The sequence below is a fragment of the Nocardia sp. XZ_19_369 genome, assembly GCF_015355715.1.
Lineage (GTDB): Bacteria > Actinomycetota > Actinomycetes > Mycobacteriales > Mycobacteriaceae > Nocardia.
Genome location: NZ_JACVED010000004.1, coordinates 83,424 through 103,235 on the forward strand (window position 1 = coordinate 83,424; position 19,812 = coordinate 103,235).

Annotated in this window: 16 protein-coding genes; 5 read left to right on the forward strand and 11 right to left on the reverse strand. The window is 66.5% G+C overall.

What is annotated here, in order from left to right:
- Positions 1-79: 79 nt before the first annotated feature.
- A complete protein-coding gene (locus tag IBX18_RS42075) occupies positions 80-1,468 on the forward strand; it encodes a CAP domain-containing protein (protein WP_306796274.1) in 1,389 nt (462 codons plus the stop codon).
- Positions 1,469-1,531: 63 nt separating this feature from the next.
- Here the strand turns inward: IBX18_RS42075 and IBX18_RS15780 are convergent, their stop codons facing one another.
- A complete protein-coding gene (locus IBX18_RS15780; protein ID WP_194834421.1) occupies positions 1,532-2,407 on the reverse strand; it encodes an LLM class F420-dependent oxidoreductase in 876 nt (291 codons plus the stop codon).
- 122 nt (positions 2,408-2,529) lie between these two features.
- Between IBX18_RS15780 and IBX18_RS15785 the strand changes: the two genes are divergently transcribed.
- Complete coding sequence (locus IBX18_RS15785) at positions 2,530-3,156, forward strand: hypothetical protein (protein ID WP_194834422.1); 627 nt, start codon at positions 2,530-2,532, stop codon at positions 3,154-3,156.
- A gap of 42 nt (positions 3,157-3,198) precedes the next feature.
- Here the strand turns inward: IBX18_RS15785 and IBX18_RS15790 are convergent, their stop codons facing one another.
- The 7 genes from IBX18_RS15790 to IBX18_RS15820 all read right to left on the reverse strand — a co-directional run bounded on the left by IBX18_RS15790 (position 3,199) and on the right by IBX18_RS15820 (position 12,348).
- Complete coding sequence (locus IBX18_RS15790; protein ID WP_306796275.1) at positions 3,199-4,656, reverse strand: M20/M25/M40 family metallo-hydrolase; 1,458 nt, start codon at positions 4,654-4,656, stop codon at positions 3,199-3,201.
- A gap of 144 nt (positions 4,657-4,800) precedes the next feature.
- Positions 4,801-6,318: a protein kinase gene (locus IBX18_RS15795; protein ID WP_306796276.1), complete on the reverse strand. Its 1,518-nt coding sequence runs from the start codon at positions 6,316-6,318 to the stop codon at positions 4,801-4,803.
- Between the two features lie 191 nt (positions 6,319-6,509).
- The gene (locus IBX18_RS15800; protein ID WP_194834423.1) at positions 6,510-8,735 is read right to left on the reverse strand and encodes a TIM-barrel domain-containing protein; all 2,226 of its coding nucleotides are present in this window, start codon (positions 8,733-8,735) and stop codon (positions 6,510-6,512) included.
- A 416-nt stretch (positions 8,736-9,151) separates the two neighbouring features.
- On the reverse strand, positions 9,152-9,595 hold the full coding sequence (locus IBX18_RS15805) for a hypothetical protein (protein ID WP_228541246.1): 444 nt from the start codon (positions 9,593-9,595) through the stop codon (positions 9,152-9,154).
- Between the two features lie 120 nt (positions 9,596-9,715).
- Positions 9,716-9,886, reverse strand: coding sequence for a hypothetical protein (locus tag IBX18_RS15810; protein ID WP_194834424.1), 171 nt, complete (start codon positions 9,884-9,886; stop codon positions 9,716-9,718).
- A gap of 373 nt (positions 9,887-10,259) precedes the next feature.
- Positions 10,260-10,787 carry an RICIN domain-containing protein gene (locus IBX18_RS15815; protein ID WP_194834425.1) on the reverse strand — a complete coding sequence of 176 codons (528 nt, stop codon included), beginning with the start codon at positions 10,785-10,787 and terminating at the stop codon, positions 10,260-10,262.
- Between the two features lie 415 nt (positions 10,788-11,202).
- A complete protein-coding gene (locus tag IBX18_RS15820; RefSeq protein ID WP_306796277.1) occupies positions 11,203-12,348 on the reverse strand; it encodes a lactonase family protein in 1,146 nt (381 codons plus the stop codon).
- Positions 12,349-12,716: 368 nt separating this feature from the next.
- Between IBX18_RS15820 and IBX18_RS15825 the strand changes: the two genes are divergently transcribed.
- From IBX18_RS15825 to IBX18_RS15835, 3 genes are all read left to right on the forward strand, one after another.
- A complete protein-coding gene (locus tag IBX18_RS15825) occupies positions 12,717-12,896 on the forward strand; it encodes a hypothetical protein (protein ID WP_135232778.1) in 180 nt (59 codons plus the stop codon).
- A gap of 176 nt (positions 12,897-13,072) precedes the next feature.
- The gene (locus IBX18_RS15830; protein ID WP_194834426.1) at positions 13,073-14,965 is read left to right on the forward strand and encodes a cutinase family protein; all 1,893 of its coding nucleotides are present in this window, start codon (positions 13,073-13,075) and stop codon (positions 14,963-14,965) included.
- Between the two features lie 58 nt (positions 14,966-15,023).
- On the forward strand, positions 15,024-15,953 hold the full coding sequence (locus tag IBX18_RS15835) for a carbon-nitrogen hydrolase family protein (RefSeq protein WP_194834427.1): 930 nt from the start codon (positions 15,024-15,026) through the stop codon (positions 15,951-15,953).
- A gap of 10 nt (positions 15,954-15,963) precedes the next feature.
- Here the strand turns inward: IBX18_RS15835 and IBX18_RS15840 are convergent, their stop codons facing one another.
- The 3 genes from IBX18_RS15840 to IBX18_RS15850 form a co-directional block, all read right to left on the reverse strand.
- Positions 15,964-18,222 (reverse strand): hypothetical protein, encoded by a 2,259-nt coding sequence (locus IBX18_RS15840; protein WP_194834428.1) that lies wholly within the window; start codon positions 18,220-18,222, stop codon positions 15,964-15,966.
- 73 nt (positions 18,223-18,295) lie between these two features.
- Entirely contained in the window at positions 18,296-19,000 is a 705-nt protein-coding gene (locus IBX18_RS15845; RefSeq protein WP_194834429.1) for a CoA pyrophosphatase, read from the reverse strand.
- A 29-nt stretch (positions 19,001-19,029) separates the two neighbouring features.
- On the reverse strand, positions 19,030-19,794 hold the full coding sequence (locus IBX18_RS15850) for a DUF1206 domain-containing protein (protein ID WP_228541247.1): 765 nt from the start codon (positions 19,792-19,794) through the stop codon (positions 19,030-19,032).
- Positions 19,795-19,812 lie beyond the last annotated feature (18 nt).

Below are 19,812 nucleotides of genomic sequence, written 5' to 3' on the forward strand. Positions count from 1 at the left end.
TGCACCGCGAAAGATTTCGCCTTTTTCGCCGGCAACAATGCTCACATTGTCCACCGCTTTCGGAGTATCAGCTTTCGCTGTGACTATTGCTGGAGCTCCTTCGGCCTCGGCGGGCCCCGACGCGCCCGCCGATGAGGTGATCAGCCTGACCAACGCTGCACGCACCAAAGCCGGCTGCTCTGCTTTGAAGTCCGACAAGCACCTCACCGAAGCCGCGCAGGCCCACACCAAAGACATGGCGGGCAGCGGAAACCTGGACCACAACTCGTCGAAGGGCGATCCGGGCGACCGGATCACCGCGGCGGGCTACAAGGCGCAGACCTGGGCAGAGAACATCGCCGAGGGGCAGACGAGTGCGTCCGAGGTCGTCGATGCCTGGATGAACAGCGAGGGGCATCGCGCGAACATCCTGAACTGCGGGTTGAAGGACATCGGGGTCGGCTACGCCAAGAGCGGAGACGGAACCCCTTACTGGACACAGGATTTCGGTGCGTCCAGTGAGTCCGACAAGGACAAGGATAAAGAGAAGGACAAGGAGAAAGACAAGGGTAAGGAGAAAGACAAGGACAAGCCGTCCGGTGGCGACAAGGACAAGCCCTCCGACGGCGGCGGGAAGGACAAGCCGTCCGACGGTGGTGGCGACGATAAGCCCTCCGACGAAGGCGGTGCGGACAAGCCCTCCGACGGAGGTGGCGAGGACAAGCCGTCCGACGGAGGTGGCGAGGACCAGCCGTCCGACGGAGGCGACAAGCCTTCCGATGGCGGAGACGACACCTCCGCGGAACCCTCGGAGGAGGTCCCCTCGGAAGGCGAGGGCGACTCGTCCGAGGATCCCTGGGGCGATGGTTCGGACGAATCTTCTGATGGTGAGGGTGATTCGTCCGAGGAACCTTCGGACGACGGTTCCGAGGTCCCCTCGGAAGGGGAAGATGATTCGTCCGAGGACCCCTGGTCCGACGGTTCGGACGAATCTTCCGACGACGCGGGCGATTCGGCTGAGGATCCCTGGGGCGACGGTTCGGACGAGTCTTCGGATAACGGAGGTGATTCGTCCGAAGATTCTTGGGGCGACGACTCGTCCGATGACGGGGGAGATTCGTCCGAGGACCCCTGGGCTGAAGATTCGGACGAACCCGCTTACGGCGCAGGCGATTCCCCCGAGGATTCCTGGAGCGACATCTTCTCCGACGATGCAGGCGAAGGGGCCGGTGACGGCGCTTCCGATGGCTTCGACTGGTTCTCGAAAGACGGCGGCGATTCGTCTTTCGACCCGTGGAGCAACGGGTTCGACGCACCGACAGGTGACGGCCTAGACGCCCTGACCGGCGGCGGCGACGCCTTCGGCGGCCTCGGCGACCTTCTCGGCGGACTCGGTGAGGGCGGCGACGCGTTCGGCGGACTCGGCGAGGCCTTGGGCGGACTCGCCGGTGCGGGCGAAGGCCTCGGGGCACTGGCCGGTGGCTGGTAGCTAGTACCCCGACTCGATCGCCGAACAGGGTTCCTTCCACCCTGTTCGGCGATCACGCGTTTGTCAGCCGAGTTCGGCGAGCTGGGGGACCGCGGGGGCCATGCCGTCGATCCAGGCGGCGGGGGCGCCGGTGGCCGGGGTGACGATGACGGTGTGCGCGCCGAGTGCGGCGTAGTCGGCCATGGCACGGACGAAGTCGTCGCGGGTGTCGGGGCTCGGACGGGGGTTGTTGGCCAGCAGGGTGATGCGGATCTGGTTGTAGTCACGGCCGACGTCGTCGCAATGGCGGCGCAGTACGTCGAGCTTGTGCGCGACGTCCGCGGGGGAAGAGGCGAAGAGGTTGCAGGCGTCGCCGTACTGGGCGACCAGGCGCAGGGTCTTGCGTTCGCCGCCACCGCCGATGAGCACCGTGGGCTGGTTGATCGGCTGGGGCGAGCAGAGCGTCTCGGCCAGTTGATAGTGCTTGCCGTCGAACGGTCCGTTGTTCGCGGGATCCCACATCTGCCGGCAGATGCGCAGCGCCTCCTCCAGCCGCTCGAACCGCTCGGCGATCGGCGGGTACGGCACGCCGAGTCCGTGGTGTTCGCGCTCGAACCACGCGGCGCCGATGCCGAGCGCGGCCCGGCCACCGGAGAGCACATCGAGCGTGGTGATGATCTTTGCGAGCAAGCCGGGGTGCCGGTAGGTCACGCCGGTGACCAGCAGGCCGAGCTCGATGCGGGAGGTGTGCGCGGCCAGGAAGCCGAGCGTGGTGTACCCCTCGAGCATGTTCGACTCGGCGGGCCGCCCGGTCGGCTCGATCTGAAAGTAGTGGTCCATGAAGGACAACCAGGTCGCACCGGACGCCTCTGCCGCGGCGCCGACCCTGGCGAGTTCGCCGGCGATCGCGGTGGTGCCCCCGTCGATGTCGAATATCGGAAGATGAAAACCGAGCTCCATGGCACGATCCCCTCGTAAGTCGGCAACGCAGATTCCTCACGCTACGACCTGGAGTGCACTCCAAGTCAAGTGCGCCGGACGCCCGCCGCAGCGCCCGTATGCCACGGTTCGGTGGTCGGCGAATGTACGTTCGTAGATGTTCCTGTCCCTGGGAGCCGGTCGACGAGGAAGTAGGTGCGATGCACTGGGACCAGATGACCGCCACGCCCGACGAGCTGCACGAGCACGCCACGCGGGTGCGCCGCGCCGTCGGGCAGCTCGGCGTGCTCGAATCGATCATCACCGCGGCGGACGGCCCGTGGCTCGGCGCGATGGACGCCGACGGGCGCGGCGCGGCCGAGCTGAAGATGCACTTGGCCGGGCGTTATCGGCTCACCGTCGTCGTGACGAGCGCCGGAAAAATCAGCCTGGTGCAGATGAACGCGCCCGCGGCGGGGCAGGCCGGCGAGCGGGTGCTCTCGTCGAAGCCCTCGATCCGGCGCGGCTGGGACGACACCGAGGAGATGCCCAAGCAGCCCGAGTGGCTCGACTACGTGGTGGCGTGGGTCCGCACCGCGAGCGAGGACGTGGACCGCCGTGCCGTCATCGAATGGCGGCTGACCGGAGCCGATCTGAAGCTGGCCGCGATGAACGACACGATCGACAGCATGCGCGCCAGTCTGGTGGAACGGGAACAGTTGCGCGACGAACTCGCGGCCGAGGTCGTGGATCTGCGGACCGAACTCGACGCGCTCGGCGCGCGGGAGTAGCGGGACGCGCCGCGCTGGATTCGCGGCGCGTCCGGTCGAGACCTACTGGGAGAGTTGCTTGATCAGCCGGTAGAGGAACTCGCGACTGGCCTCGAGGCCGGCGATCGGCGCTCGTTCATTCACGCCGTGGATGCGACCGGCGTCGGCGGGCACCATGAACAGTCCGCTGATCCCGTACATCGGAATCCCTTTGCTGCGAGCATATTTGCTGTCGGTGGCCCCGGTGGACATGAAGGAGCTCACGGCGGCGGTGGGGAACATTTCTTTGGTCAGCGACGTGATGGCGGACATGACCTCACCGTTGGTCGGCGAGATACCGCCTGCCGGATCCACTTTGGGGGTGATGGTCAACTTGGGTTCGGCGAGTGCCGCCCGGAACTGCTTGTCGATGTCGTCGGGGTTGTCCTGCGGCAGGATACGGCAGTTGACGGTGGCCTTCGCCGTCTGCGGCAATGCGTTCTCGGCTTCGCCGGCCGCCAGCATGGTGGCCACGCAGGTGGTGCGCAGCTGGGCGTTGTAGTCGGGCGTCGCCGAGAGTCGATCCAACGCTTCCGGACTGGGATTGCCCGCGGCGACCGCACGCATGTCTTCGGCTTCCTGCCCGCTGCGCTGCGCCGCGAGCGCGCGGAAATTGTCCCGGGTCGGGTCACTGATCGAGGCTGGGAACCGATGGGCGGCAAGGCGATTCAATGCGGACATGAGGGTGTAGATGGCATTCTCGGGTGTCGGCACCGAACTGTGCCCGCCGGGTGCCTTGGCCTCTACCTGATAAGTGGCATAGGTCTTTTCGGCCACCTGCACGCCTTGCAATGCGGGCTTTCCATCGGCGAGCAGCGCCCGGCCGCCTTCATTGAGGCCGTACTCGGCACTCATCAGGTCGGCTTTGTTCTCCATCAACCATTTTGCGCCATTGTCTTTTCCGGCCTCTTCGTCGGCGGTCAAGGCGAGCACGATGTCGCGGCTTGGCTTGAATCCTTCACGCTTCATTTGGATCAGGTCGGAAATGAGGGCGGACACCATCGCCTTGTCATCGATCGAGCCGCGGGCAGCGTAGAAGCCGTCCACCTCGGTGAGCTTGGCCGGATCGGTGGTCCAGCCGTCTTCCCGTTTGGCCTCGACGACATCGAGATGTCCCAAGAGCAGCAACGGTTTACGTTGCCCCGATCCGGTGAATCGGAGCACCAGGTTGCCCTTGCGCTGTACCGGCTCGAAGATCTGGATATCGGATTCGGCGAAGCCGGCGTCGAGCAGTCGTTGTTTGACCGCGTTCGCGGCCACCGTCGTGCTGCCGGTCGAGTGCGTGGTGTCCGTTTCCACCAATTGCTTGTAGATATCGTGGAAGAGTTTCGTATTGTCTTGCGTCGTAACGCTCGACGAGCTGGTCGAAGAGTTCGAATCGCTCTTCGGAGTATCGGAGTTGCAGGCTGTTGCGGTGAGGGCCGCGATAAGTCCCAATGCGGCCACCGAAATGAGAGGATTGCGGCGACTTATATTAGACACGCTAAAAATTTAGCACGAAGTGAGGTTGCGTGTGCCCGGAATGCGTAGGCGGGTTCCGCGAGTTCTGTTGTGCGGCGGGTGGTTCGGCAATTAGAACGGAGTCGCGTCATATTCGCCGGAATCGGTCGTGCTCGGCATGCCGGCTTACCGGTGCGTCGAACCGCCGGCCCGCAACCAGCGGGCCGTCGTCGTGGACAGGGTCACCAGCAGCGTCAGCACCAGCAACGCCAATCCCACGACCATCGACCACCCGGTGGTGCCGTTCGCACTGTCGTAGTGGAACCGGACAGGTACCAAACTCGCGAGAAAGCCCGCAGACCCGAGAACCACCATGGCACGACCGAATCGCTTGCGGGCCAACAGCAGAACCGCGCCGCCGATGAGTAGGAATGCGGCACCCGCGGCTGCCGCACCTCCTGCGGCATACGGGGCTATGTCGAGATCTCGATAGCGGAGGACCCCGCGGACGACGTGTGCCCGCGGATATGCCACGACCCAGGCGGCCCAGCAGCCGAACAGGAGCGCGAGCACGCAGGCTGCGAGCGCGGTGCCTCGGCCGCTGGGAGTGCGTCGATCGGGCTGCGACGCGGGGGTATGGGCGGCAACCGGTGTCGCTGTCGCCTGGCTCTGACCGTGCGTCGACTGGTCTCGACCGTGCGGCGACGGACTCTGACCGCGCGGCGACTGACCCTGATCGCGCGGCGATCGGCCTTGGTCGTGCGGCAACTGGTCTTGCCCGTGCGGCGACTGGCTCTGACCATGCTGATTGACCGCTGTCGGCGCCACCCGAACGGCTGCCACGGCGGTTCGAGCGGGAGCCGGTCGGACGTGCCGGGACTCCCACGCCGCCGAGGTGAACTCCCGGCAGCTGCCGAATCGTTCCTCGGGCCGCTTGGCCATCGCGCGGAAGATCACCTCGTCCAGCATCGGCGGCACATCCGGGCGCACGGCGCTCAGTCGCGGCACCGGCTTGCTGATATGCCCGGCGACGACCTGGCCGGGATTGGTCGCCGCGAAGGGCGGGTGGCCTGCCACCAGCGTGAACAGCGTGCACGCGAGCGAGTACTGATCCGAGCGATGATCGACCTTTTCGCCGGAGAGCTGTTCCGGGGAGGCATAGGCGAGCGTGGCATGGAAGGTGCCGCTCGAGGTGAGCTGGGTATTGGAGTCGAGCAGCCGGGCGATGCCGAAATCGGTGAGTACCGCGCGTTCCGCGCGACCGGTGTCCGGTGTGGCCAGCAAGATATTCGCCGGTTTGATGTCCCGGTGCAGCACGCCTCGGCTGTGCGCGTAGTCCAGCGCGGCGCCGGTCTCCGCGACGATCCGCAGGGCGCGATCGATCGGCACCTCCCGCGGCGTCAACCGGGCGGCGTCGGAGCCGTGGATGTATTGCATGGCGATCCACAGGTGCCCGTCGTGCGTGCCCCGATCGTGAATGCCGACGATCCCCGGATGATCCAGCCGCGCAACCACATTGGCTTCCTGCTCGAACCGCCGCCGCAGTTCTGGATCGGCGGACACCTCGCGGTTGAGCAGTTTCAGCGCGACCTGCCGGGGTAGCCGAGGGTGCTGCGCCAAATAGACGGTGCCCATTCCACCCCGCCCGAGCACACCCTCGATGAGGTAGTCAGCGAACGACTCGTTCACTCCGAGCTGCACCACGCCTACCCCCTACTCCCTTCGAACACGACGATCCGCTGAGGAGTTAACCACCCTCGCCGATAACCCGCACCCAGCCAATTCGCTGCGCACCGCCGCGACGACGGCCGATTCGGTGCCGAATCGGCCGTCGAAGTGGGCTCCATGGCCCGTGTTCAATGGCAAGCCGCCAGGTCAGCGGCCGTCCGCCGCGGTCACCACAGCGCGACCGACAGGCTGTTCGCTGCCGCGACCGGATCGGTTTTCACGTGCACCACGCCGCCGCGATCGTTCGGGTCGAACCACCAGCCGTTCGGCGCCCGATCCAGGTCCGCACGGCTGCTCCGTTGCGGGAGCGCACCCGCCGAGGTGTGCGCGGCCTTCGGCGCGGACTTGGTGTGCACCGTGAGTTCGTAGCGACGGTCCGCCGGTTTGCCCGGATACGTTCCCGTGCTGGCGCCGATGGTCACCTCGACGGCGCCGGGCGCGAGCGAGCGCACCGCGAAATTCTGCGACGCTTGTTCGCCGCGCTGATAACCCCGGGTCACCCCGTCGTCCTCGACCAGCGTGAAGTTGCCCGCGGCCTGCGGGTAGACGTCCAGGTTCAGCACGCTGCGGTCGCGCGTTTTCCACGACTGAGTGCCCTCCGGCCACATCGGCACCACCGCGCCGGCCCGCACGAACAGCGGAAGAGTGTCCAGCGGAGCGTGATAGCCGTTCACCGTGGTCGGCCCGGTCCAGGAGCGGCCGGTCCAGTAGTCGATCCAGGTGCCCTCCGGCAGGTAGATCCCGTCCCGCTTCTCGGCGTCGTTGTACACCGGCGCTACGAGAAAGTCCTTCCCGGAAAGGAATTCGTACCGGGCCTTGTCGCCCCAGGTCTGGGGATCGTTCGGATACTCCAGTGCGAGTGGCCGGACCTGGCCGACGCCGGTGCGATTCGCCTCCACCGCATAGGAATAGGTGTAGGGCAGCAGTCTTTCCTTGAGCTCCAAGTACTTTCGATTGATCGAGGTGTAGGGCTCGCCGTAGCGCCACGGCTGCTTGTCGTTGGGTGCCCAGCCGTCCATCGACATGATGGTGGGCAGGAACGCTTTCCACTGCAGGTCGCGGGTGTAGGTCTTCGGACTGCCGCCGAAGATGCCGTCGACGTCACCGGTGTTGTAGGCGATGCCGGACATCGTCGAACCCGCGTAGGTGGGGATCTGCCAGCGGATGTAGTCGTAGGAACCGGCTTGGTCGCCGCTCCAGAGCACCGCGCATCGTTGCGCGCCCGCCCAGCTCACCGGGGTCCAGACGAAACCACGGGCATCGCTGTTCTCCTCGATGCCGCGGTGTGCGGTGTCGCAGCCGTCCAGCGCGAACTGGTAGCCGGGGCCGACCCAGGCCACGTCCAGCTTGCGCACCCGCACACCGGCTTTGACCTCCTCGGCCTGATGCGGCAGTCCGTCTTCGGTCCACAGGCCGAGCTGCATGTTGTTCTTGCGCAGCCCCTCGCCGACCTGTTGCAGATTCTCGTACCCGCAGCCGTAGCCGTCGTTGACCAGCATCCAGCCGTTCGGCATCTTGTTGCGCACATACCCCTCGGCAATGGCGACCGCGTCGAGGGTGTGCCGCTCACCGCGGTTGGCGTTGTGCAGGTAGCAATCGGAGTCGCCCATCTCCAGGCCGTAGATCGGCGGCAGGAACGGCCTGCCGACCAGCCCGGTGTAGGCGGAGATCACGCCCTTGGGGCCGTCGCCGACGACGTAGATCGCGTCGAAGCGGCGTTCCTGATGGGTGGTGCGTGCCGGGTCGGTGAAGCTGTAGCTGCCCGGTGCGAAGGTGTTGCGCAGCACGCCGTATCCGTTGCTGGACAGGTAGAACGGTTGCGAGTTGGGCGCGCCGCCGTCGTTCCAGTTGTAGTCGGCGAAGATCTTGATGGTCTGGTCGCGATGGCTGAACCGCCCGTTCTGCTCACCGCCGCCGAAGAACTGTTCGTGCTGACCACGGCCGAGGCTTTGCGTTGTCGCGTCCTTAGTCCAGGAGAGCGGCGCGGTCTCGGCCCAGATCTGTTTCGTGTCGGCGCGGTCGTAGAGGGCGAAGCGCAGCGGAGATTTGTAGGCGCGCAGGGTGAGATCGGTGGTGGCGATGGCCCAGTAGTCGCCCTTGTCGGTCCGTTTCGCCGTGGCGGGCGGGACCTTGCTCGGCAGGACGATCTTGTCCTTGGCCGGATCGGTGAACTGTCCGTCGGGCGCCAGTTGTACGCGGACCGCGCCGGGGTTGGGAAAGCTGACCCGGACCGCGGCCGCGCCGGAGCGCAAGGTGGTTGTTGCGCCGTCGTCAGCGATGCCGCTGAGATCGGTGAGCCGACCGGATTCCGGCTCGGCCCAGGAGTTGGGGGTAGCGACGAGACTGCCGGCTACTACCAGCAGGCCCAGGGTGATATGCGTGATTCTGCGCATTTCGGGAACCTTTCACGCGCGAACGAGCATGAGATGCCTTTCATGTATAGCTTTGCGCTGTCCGCTTCGGAGCGAAATGCGTTGTGTAGCAATCTGATTCATCGAGAATTCACTTGAACTCGCAACTAGATGTGCGGAAAAGTGTTGGGGCGCAGGGAAACACCATCTAGAGCGCGCGCTTCGGCCCCGGTGCGGACGATGGCACCGGGGTCGGAGATCGGTTACTACTCCTGCACGGCTGCGGCCGATCTTGTAGCACTCCGAGGTGTGCGTTGCATGATCAAGTAAAACCACACTCGCGCAATCATTTCGACTGGCGCACAACTGGGGACGGGTGCGGCGCCGGGTCGTAGTTGTCTGCCGTCGACTGCGGCGCGCGGTTCGGTGGCGCCGTGGCGGGCGTGGCCGACTGCTGATCATGGTCGGCTGAACGCCCGCCCGGCAGCAGAGTGTGCTACTCCGCGTCCAGCTGATCCTTTCCTTGTGCGCTGTAGCCGAGGCTCCAGATGTATCCGTCCGGGCCCGCGAACATGGCGCCGTATCCACCCCCACAGCAGCGCGCCGGCGGGCTTGAGGATGGTGGCGCCTGCCTTCACCGCCGCCGCGGTGAGCTCGTCCACCCGTGCCTCGCTGCGCACGACATAGGTCAGGACCAGCCCGCTGAAGCCGTCGCCCTCCGGGCTGACGCCCACCTGCTCGGCCAAGCCGTCACGGCCGTAGAAGCCGACGGGTGTGGCGCCGTCGGACTCGAAGAAGACCGAGACGCCGTAGTCGTTCTTGATCTTCCAGCCCAGGCCGTCGGTAAACCTGGCCCGTTGGCTGACCACGATCGTGGCGCACCGCCTGCCCGACCTCGACATAGTCCTGCTCCACGCCGCCAACCAGGAACGGCAAGGAGCGGCCTACCCAGAAGTTTTGGGGCGTGACCGGATTCGAGGCCTGACGCTCGCCGTCCACGATCTGGACGAAGCGCTCGGCGTCTACTGCGCGGTGCTCGGCTTCGTACTACGCGACATATCGAAGCTCGGCTTCGTCGCAGCAAGCAAGCCGATCGGCAATCCTGGACGTTCGTCGGCGCGGGCAGCGACCTCGCGTAGTAGCGCGAAGGATGGATTTGCTACGCCGAGGTGGGCGACGAGCACGTTGCTCATCCGGTCCCCGAGGCCCGGATTCTGGAGTCGAACGCAAGGGCAGGATTTGAGCCGAGCTCGAGACCGGCCCCGAGATCCCAAGGTTCGTGACCGACTTGCTCGTCCCGGACGGCAGGCCGATCAGAACGCACGCTATTCGGCATGCGGATGCGTTGAAAAGGCATATCGAGCAACCGATCTGGCCGCTGCCCATCGTGTGGACGGCGGTAGGTGCGCGCACTGCCGACGGCCGTACATTGCTCTGCCCGTTGGCAGTGCTCTGGCCGTTTCGCTCAGCGCGCTCGGAGTCATTACCGGACACGCACCGTCTCGCCTGAAGTGGCGGCGCCCTCCGGCCCACCACCCGGCAACTTCAAACGGCCAACTGGCACCGTCAGGATGTGACGGGGGTGAGCACCCATGCCTCTTCGTTGTTGGTGGTCGGGAGGACGATCGTAGCTTCGGGTGGCCCTGAAGGCGAGGGCTTGTCCGGACCTGCGCCGAGTTCACCTCCAGGGATAGGGGCGCCTACACCCATGTAGTGCTCGCCGTCGGGGTGCTGGAGAGTTACCGCTCCAGCTGTGGATGTGGATTTGACGAGCAGCGGCATCACCCTGGAGCAGCTGTCAACGGAATACGGGTAAAAATCGTCCGGTGCAAGGCAGTTACTTTTGTTTCCGGGGGTTTGGAGCTTGTACTGGCCATTGCCGACCTTCGCGGCGGTCCACTGTTGGTTTTTGCTGGTGGTGTCGCACTTCACGAGTTGCAGCCGGTCGGAATCCTCGAGGCATTTCCCGGAGTCGACGTTGCGGATGGTGAACTTGCCGGTCGGCACCAAGTCTTTCTCGGCTGCCACGGCTTGCCCACACGTGGCCAACCCAAGTACTCCAGCAACAGCGAACATGATCGCGATACGACCCATAGCATAGCCCTCCGGCCTGTCGGGATTAGTTGTCTGGATGGATGATCCGATCGTTCCAGGTCACGCCACTAATCGGAGCGCACCTGCACCAGTGAGCGTGTCCCGCCCTAATCCTGTCGGTCAGGACGACCTGTATTCGACGCTGCGGACGGCTTGGATTGGTCAAGACGCACGCCACCTGCAATACGTCACGAAGGCCAGCCCATCCATCGAGGCATCTTCGGCAACGACCGCGAGCTGACCACCAAGATCCGGACCACTAGCTCGGGTGCACGCAATTGAAGCCATGAGGGTTCGTTGAGTTGTTATGTGCCCGAGGCAATGTAGGCGGCGAGGGTGTAGTTGGCGTGGCGGTCGAGGTTGGTGCGGGCGCGGTCGTAGCGCATGGTGGTGCGCGGGTCGGCATGGCGGGCGGCTACTCGAAAAGCACGCAGGTGGCGGCGGGGGTGTCTAGCGAGGCCGATGGGGCGGCGGGGAGGCCGGTGGCGCGGTGGAGGTTCAACCAGGTCACCTTGTTCGACTTCTGGTTGGCCGCGTACAGCCGCCGGCCGTCCGGGCTCAGCGTCAGATCGCGGGGGAACTTTCCGCCGCAGGGGGTGGTGCCCATCGGGACGAGCAGACCGCCGAGGATGGCGAAGGTCGCGATGTTGTCGTGGCCGCGGTTGGCGAGGTAGAGGAAGCGGCCGTCCTTGGCGACCACGGGTGCGGACGGGTAGTTTCGGTCGCCGCCGCGATCGAGATCGGCGGGCACCGAAAGCCCGGCCCGCAATTCGCCGCGCTCGGACTGCCAATCCAGCACGGTGACAGTGGAATTCAGTTCGTTGGCGAGGAAGGCGGTGCGGCCGTTGGGGTGGAAGCAGAGGTGGCGTGGTCCGCTGCCCGGTGCCATGATGACCTGCGCGTGCCGGTGCAGTTTGCCTGCGGCGAGACGGTAGACGTAGACCGAGTCGACCCCCAGGTCCACCGCGAGTACCCAGCGGCCGGAGGGGTCGATCGACACCTGGTGGGCGTGCGGTGCGGACTGCCGATCCGGATCCGGTCCGGTGCCGGTGTGCCGGACGACGTCGGTCACCGTGCCGAGGCGTCCGTCCGCGGCGACGGCGAGCACGCTGATGCTGCCCGATCCGTAGTTCGCGGTCAGTACGTGCCGACCGTCCGGGGTGACGCACAGGTGGGTCGGCCCCTCGCCTTGCACCGCAACGGTATTCAACACCGTCGGCCGTGGCGAGCGCAGGTCGATCGCGGTGGCCGTACCGGCACCCGAGCCTTCGTTCACCGCGTACAGGTAGCGCCGGTCGGGCGACAGCGCCAGGAAGGACGGATCTGCCACCGGGACAACGCTTTCCACGGTCATTCGTCCGGTGCCGGGATCCGCGGTGGCGACGCCGACGCCGGAACCCCCTGCGCCGCCGGAGGTATAGCAGCCCACGAACGCGCGCGTCCCGCTCGCCGCACCCGCCATCGCGGGCTGGAACGCCCCGGTTGTCACTGCGACGCCGACGCCCACCGCGCCACCGAGCAGGCCGAGCAAACGCCGCCGTTCGAACTCACCATTGCGCACCGTTTTCTCCTTCCGTGCCGCGGGAGATCCCGCGTCGGGCCAGAATGTCCCACGTCACTTCAGTCCGCAAGTGGCGCAACTGATATTGCGCTGTTCGCAATCCGACCTCCGGTGCGTTGCAACCTGTGCGCGGCAATCACGTAAACACCTGCCCCCAGCTCCCCAGTCACAGTGGGGAGACCAGAAAACCTGCCGGTCCGCCACCGGCATTCGCTGGAATAGGCCACTGCGGCACAACTTCCCCAGTTGAGCAGCTGGACGCGGCGGCGATCCCAGTGGAATCTGGTTGCTGCCAACATCAATAATCACGGGACCTGAGCTCAGGTGCTGTTCGGTGCAATACCGTTACAAGACAGGCGGTTTGAGACATGTCGACTCTCGTCAGCGTTATGGATACCGTTAACTTCATTGCCGCCGGTTCCGGGTCCAGTGAGGGCTCGGAATCGCTCAGCGGCGGCGGATCCTCGACCGGGTCACTCGGCACCGGACTGGATTTGCTCAAAGTGAGCCTCAAACTGCTCAGCTTGCTTGTCGGTAATTTGTCCTGACTCGGATGTGCGTATTCAGCGCGGCGCCACGGGTCGCCGCGCTGAATACGCGTAAACCGCTCTCTCGATAAATTCGCGATACCTCCTCGCCTGATGCCCCCGTTGTTCTCAGGTCGAGTCGGCCGACTCTGACGTTCGGCGATGAGCGACCCACCGAGCTCGGTAGTGAGGTTCACATGTCTGTCCTGCCTTTGTCCCATCGCTATGTGGTGGCAGTGCTGGTGGCCATGGGAGTGGCCGTCGCGCCCGTTACCGTCGCCGCCCCGGCCTTCGCGCGGTCCGCGCAGGCCGACTGCGCGCAGACCTTCAATCTGTTCATTCCCGGCACCTGGGAGACCAACGAAAAGGCGGACCCCGCAAAGCCGATCGGCATGCTCCGCCCGATCGCCGAGGCGATCCAACACCGGCAGGGCCCCAGCTCCGACATCTACTTCACGCCCTACATGGCGCGCGCCTTCGACAATGGTTACACCTATGCGGACAGCAAGAACACCGCGCTGGTCAACGCCCGCAAGGCGCTGCGTGACTACGGAAACCGTTGCCCAGAGGCGAAATTCACGATCACCGGCTATAGCCAGGGCGCGGACGCCGCGGGTGATGTCGCCTCCGAGATCGGCAACGATCGCGGCCCCGTGCCACCCGAGCGGGTGCTGGCCGTCGGGCTCATCGCCGATCCGGCGTCGGGTACCAAGGGCGAAACCGCCGTCGGTCCGCACACCGCGGGCTCGGGTATCGCCGATCCGCGCCCGCAGGGCATGGGCAAGCTCACCGGGCGGGTCAGCTCGATCTGCGACCCCGGCGACCTGTACTGCTCGATCAAGAAGAGCGACAACCCGCTGCTCGCGCGGCTCGGCTCACTGCTGAGCAAGGCGGCCAGCAACTCCAGCTTCGCGAAAACCTTGGCAGTCAAGGACACCAAGATCGACCTGTCCGGCCTGGCCACCGCGGTCGACGAGCTGACCACCAGCCGTAACGCTCCCGGTGGCCTCGACCTGACGCACGTCCGCGACACCGCCGCCAAGTTGACCGACACCATCGAAACCCTCGCCGGCCTGAAAGACTCCGGGACCGCCGAGCGACTGGCCGCCGCCCCCGCCGGTACGGCCGAGCACAACGCGAGCCAGGTGCTGAGCAAGGCGGGGGAGGCCGATCTGGCCGGTGCCGCGTCGGCGGTGAACACGATCACCGACAGCTCAACTGCCTTGCTGAACAGGGGTATTCGCACAGTCCCTGCGGACTCACCCGATGCCACCGCACTCACGGTCAAGGTCGACGCACTCATCGACCTGGTGGGACCGCTGGCCGAGATACCGGCGGCCATCCTCGGATCGGCCACGAAGATCCTGGCGATGCTGAAACCCACCGTGCTGGTCGATCAGACCCTCGATGTCGTCGCCAACGTCACGGCCCTCGACTTCGGCGCGATCCTCGACAATTTCGCGTTGCTGTCGCAGAAGGTGGCGGCGATGGACGCCAAAGGTGCCCACCAGGTCGCCGGTGCGCTGAACAACCAGTTCCGGCCGCTGGTCGAACTCGTCGCGAGCGCCGACCTGAAAGCCGTCGCACAGGTGCTCTCCACGATCCCGAACTCGCAGGGCTACACCCAGATCGCGACGTCGATGACCGCGATCCTGTCCAAGGCCGACGTGCTGCGGCTGGCCACCCTGGTCGGCCAGATCCAGGAGATCGCGTGGTCGGTGCTGGAGAAACTGGTCCCGCCGCCCGGGCAGGCCCCCGACCCGGCGGGCGCGGCGGCCGTGCTGTCCGGCCTGCTGCCGGTGGGTCTCGAGCTGGCCTCGGTCGCCACCGGACTGCTCGCCGAAACCAAAACCAGCGACAACACTCAGCGCCTCGACCTCGAGGATCTGACCGGGGCCCTCGCCAAGACCGCGCCGGCCAAGGGCGGCATCAGCCTGCTCACGATGCTGCGCGACGGCCTCAGCGCCGCAAGCTTTTTCGCCTCGAGCGCGCACATCAACTACGGCGCCCTCATCGTCGACGACTCGGGTCGCAACGCCATCCAGTGGCTCGGTGACTGGATGAACACCCAGATCGGACACGCCAACTGAACTATCGGGTGCTACGGCAAAGCCCTTGCGTATCGGGCGGTTTCGCTAGCATCGTGCCATGCGGATCGCTGCGGCCCAGGCCCGGCCTGCCTGGCTCGACCCCACGGCAGGCACGAAGATCGTCGTCGACTATCTGACCCAGGCCGCGGCGGCCGGGGTGCAGCTCGTCGCCTTCCCGGAGACCTTCCTGTCCGGCTACCCGATCTGGCTGGCGGACACCGGCGGCGCCCGGTTCGACAACCCGGCCCAAAAAGCCGCCTACGCCTACTATTTGGACGCGGCAGTCACCCTGGACGGCACGCACCTCGCCACTGTGCGCGAGGCGGTCGCCGACCTCGGTGTGTTCTGCTACCTCGGCATCACCGAGCGCGTCCGCGGCACGGTGTACTGCACGCTGGTCGCCATCGACCCGGCCCGCGGCGTGGTCGGCGCGCATCGCAAGCTGATGCCGACCCACGAGGAGCGGATGGTCTGGGGGATCGGCGACGGGCACGGGTTGCGCGCGCACGACGTCGGCGAGTTCCGGGTCAGCGGCCTGTCCTGCTGGGAGAACTGGATGCCGCAGGCCAGGCACGCGCTGTATGCCGACGGCACGACCCTGCACATCGCCACCTGGCCGGGCGCGGTCCGCAACACCGAGGACATCACCCGCTTCATCGCCAAGGAGGGCCGGGTGTACTCCCTGGCCGTCGGCGCGGTGCTCGACTACACCGATGTGCCGTCGGACTTCCCGCTGCGCGACGAGCTGCTCGCCCTGGGCACGCCCGCGGGGTACGACGGCGGCTCCGCCCTGGCCGGCCCGGACGGCCGCTGGCTGATCGAGCCGGTGGCCGGCGACGAACGTCTCGTCATCGCCGACATCGATCCGGCCGCGGTCGCGCGGGAACGCCAGAACTTCGACCCCACCGGGCATTACGCCCGGCCCGACGTGTTCACGGTGAGCGTGGACCGTCGGCGCCGGAACGCCGCGACCTTCCTGGACGACTAGGCTGCGCGCGTCAGACGCTGGACGTCAGGGACGGGGTCGCTTCCCGGCGGTCGTCCGGATCCGGTCCGACTGATTCTTCCGTCGGCTGCTCGTCTTCGGCGAGGATTTGCGAGCCCTGCCTGCGCTGCCGCAGAAATATCCACTGCAACACGGCGATTCCGGCAAGACCGGCCACAGCGGTGCCGATGCCGACCTGCCAGCCCGGCGGACGCCAGGTAGCCCGCAGGTCGGCGCGGTCGGTGCCTACCGGGAGGTCGACGGCGAGGAAGGTGTTCGCCACCGTGGTCGACGGTATTTCGTTGCCGTTCAGGGTGATTCGGTAACCGGGCCAGGCGAGCCGGGAGAACACGATGCGGCCGCCGTTCGGCGCGGAGACCTTGGCATCGATCGTGACCGCGTCACCAGAGGTGGACGTGGCGCTGACATTCGAGGTATCGGCGATCGCCCCGTTGACGGTGGAGATCGGCCCGTTCTCCCGTTCCAGCACCCAGATGTAGCGCTCGTGGCCCGGGTAGTTCACCCACTTCCAGCCGGGCGGCGCCGGGTGGTTGCCCGCATCGGGATACTGCGCCGTGTGCAGCACGACCCGGTCGACCTTCATCAGGTCGACAATTGTTCGCCCCGTGGACGGCTCGGCGGCGAAAGCGCGGCGGAACGCGTCGGTGCAAGTGCTGCCGTCCCAGGCCATGCACAGCATGCCCGCGAACGGGTAATGGCCGATGGGGGTGTAGCCGTTGACGTACTGCAACCCCAGATTCTTGGCGTAGTTGCCGATGGCGAGTGACCCGTAGGCGCCTTCGAGGGTCTTGTCGTGCGGCGCCAGGATCGCCCGGTCCGCGAGTTGCAGTGTGACACCGGTGAAATCGGGGAAGACCGCGGTCATCTCCGACCGCTGTTCCGGGAAGTCGTAGGACATCGGCGTCGGCGGTGCGGCCTGCACCTGGGCGAAGGCGATCGGGAACATGGTGACGATGATCAGCGCGCACGCCGCCGCTATGCCCTTGGTCCGGGCCAGCCACACCACCACTGCACCGATCGCGGCAACCACCGCCACCGCGACGAGGTGGCGCACCACGATCTGCGGGGCCGCGGAGAACGACCGCAGGAACAGCACGCCGATCAACACGCCCGCGGCGATGGCCCGCCTGCGTAGCGAGGTGAAAGTGCCGTAGCGGCTGAGCAATACGCACACCAGCACGAGCAGCGCCATCGCGAGGATCGGCAGCACGCGAGCCGGCCAGCGCAGCGGGCCGATGGCGCCCGGCCCCGCGGTCCACATCAGCACCGCCGCCGCGAACAGCGCGATACTGCTGAACTCCCGGACCGACGTGCGGGCCGCCTGCCAGCCGACGAACGCCAGCGCCGGAATCAGGAACCAGGCGATGTAGACCATCGGCAACGGCTGGACATGCCCCCACCAGGCGGTGAACGCGGGCGTCGTGCTGGGCAGGCTGGCGTTGAGCGATTCCGACCAGGGCACCGTCAGGAACGGATCGTTGTGGATCTTCGCGTTGCCCCGCCAGGTCACCTGCGAGGAGAGGATGCCGGGCAGGTTGGCGACCATGGCCGCGAGCGCGGCGCAGCTCGCCGCCGCGAGTAGTCGCGCCGAGGGCTGCCAGCGCCGCTGATAGATGAACTCACCGAGGGCGACGCAGACCACCATCAACGCGGCTTCGACCGCGGGGAAGGCGTATTGGACCGTGAGCGCCAGATACAGGAAGACGAACACCGAGATCGGGCTGCCGCGTCCGCGGGTGTAGCGCACCGAGGACGCCCAGGCGTGCACCAGCCACGCCGTGGCGGTGTGCGAGGTCCACCAGCTGGCCTCGTCGAAGAACAGGAACCAACCGCTCAACGGGAACGCGATGCCGGCGACCGCCGCCCACGGTGTGCGCGCGCCGTAGGCCAGGCAGACCCGGTACACGCCGAGCGCGGCGATGATCGAGCAGACCAGCTTCACCACCGTGGCGTACACCGCGAGGTTGTCCATCGACGGCGCGAGCAGATGGACCAGCAGCTGGGGCGGGTTGTAGAGCCCGGCCTCTTCCAGCGCGTAGTTGCCCGCCATCCACTCGTAGGGCACTAGGGCGGAGAATTGACCGTCGCGCAGCCGGTTACCGAGCATCACCCACATCGGGGCGTACTGGGCTTCGGTGTCGTCGGTGTAATAGTGCCGGGCGTCCGCAAGCAGGACCGCCACATATCCGGCGATCACCCCCGCCGCGGTAATCAACCCCCACTTGAGTACATCTGTTCGCGATGCGATCACCGCACTAGGCCTCACGAGCGCGGGACCATATGCCAATGGAGTGAACAGAGCAAGTCTGCCGGTCGCGGCGTGCTCATTGCTGGGTCCAGTCCGGCTGGGTGAAGTGCGCGACCCGGGCGCCCGCGTGGTCGCGGCCGAGCAGCACGACCTCGCGGAACTGCCACAGCATCGCGCCCGTCGGGGCGTGGATGGTCATGCCGTCGCCGAGCCGCATCTGTAGCAGGCCAACGTCTTCGGGGACGGGCGGTGCGGTCCGGCCGCGGAGTTGGGGTTGCGGCACCGCGTCGTGCGGGGCAACCCAGTGCGGTACATCGTCGGCGGCCAGCCGCGCGAGCGGAACCAGGTGCGCGGAGTGCACTTCGTCGGGGCTCGGCTTCAGCTCGGCGGCCCCGGGTAGCGCCGCGACGAACGGGGTGATCACGAAGCCCGAGGCCGCGGGAAAGTCGTCGAGTCGGCCGACCAGATCGGCCGGGGCGGCGGTCAAGCCGAGTTCCTCGTGTAGCTCACGCAATACAGCTTGCTCGGCGGTCTCGCCCGCGTCCAGCCGACCCCCGGGTAACCCCCATTGCCCGGCATTGCGGCCACGGTAGGCGCGGCGGATGACGACCACCGCCGGTGTGCCGTCGTCCTGCGCGATGACGCACAGCAGCACCGCGGCCCGGCGGATACCCGGCGCGTCGGGAACTTCGGTGTGCGGAAAGTCGCGCAGCCTGGTGTGCGCGAGATCGCGGAAGTCGGCCACGGTATCGGGAACCGGCGGTCCGGTGGTGGGGCCCATGGCCTCGATCTTGCCCCACCACCCGACCGCTACATCTTGGCGTAGCGGGCCATGACGAAGCTGTAGAGGCCGTAGGTGATGATGCCGAGGCCGGCCACGATCAGCAGGATCATGCCATAAGGCTGTGCGCCAAGGGTTTTCAGCGCACCGTCGAGTCCGGCGGCCTTGTCCGGCTCGGACCGGGTCGGGGCGAGGATCACCAGTACCCCGATGGCGCCGACCGCGAGGCCCTTCGCGACGTATCCGGCCATACCGAGCCTGCGCACCAGTTCGCTGGTGTTGCCCTTCAGGTCTTTCAGGAATTTCTGGCTGATCCCCTTGTAGAGGTGGTATCCGCCGACGCCGATGATGATCAGCCCGGCGACGACCAGCGCGACCGTCCCCGCGGTGCTTTGCATCAACCGCGCCGTGATCCCGGCACTTTCCTGGCCGCTCGACTTGCCTGCGCCACGGGCAAAGCCGTACGCCGAGAACGCGAACGACGCATAGATCACCGCCAAGGCGAAGGCTTTGACCCGGCGGAACGCTTCGGACTTCTTGCTGTCCTTATCGGGTTTGGACGCGCTGCCGAAGACCGTCTCGGCCAGTCGCCACAAGGCCATCAGCACAAACGCGACAACCGCCACCCACATGATGAAGACGCCGCCCGGTTTACTGACCAATTCAGCCATGGCACCGGAGTGATCGGCCTCGCCGCCTCGCCCGCCGAGGGCGATGCGGATGGCGATGTAACCGATGAGCAGGTGCACGATGCCCGTCATCACGAAGCCCGCGCGAGCAAACCGCTCGAACATCGGGTGCTGTGCAATCCG